At 67.8% G+C, this 239-nt stretch carries 1 pseudogene; it reads left to right on the top strand.

Features of this window, described 5'->3' with window-relative positions:
* Positions 1-239, top strand: a pseudogene (locus RVY79_RS21415) (oxidoreductase); the annotation flags it as partial.

Raw genomic sequence — 239 nt, 5'->3', positions numbered from 1 at the left:
CCCGGACGAACGGCATCGGTATGTGATTGCCGTGTTGAACGACGCTCAGTCGCGCGGCGGCTCGCGCGCCATGCACGAGGCCGTGGAAGAGGGCAGCACGCTGCAGATCAGCGCGCCGCGCAACCACTTTCCGATCCAGCCGGACGTGCCGCGGCACCTGCTGCTGGCCGGCGGCATTGGCATTACGCCGATGCTGTGCATGGCGCAATACCTGGCGAGCGAGGGGCACGCGTTTGCCA

Origin of the sequence: Chromohalobacter sp. HP20-39 (genome assembly GCF_033052815.1) — a bacterium.
Classification (GTDB): Bacteria; Pseudomonadota; Gammaproteobacteria; order Pseudomonadales; family Halomonadaceae; genus Chromohalobacter.
Note: the sequence above shows the minus strand (reverse complement) of the source record. Positions and strands in the feature narration are given on the sequence as shown.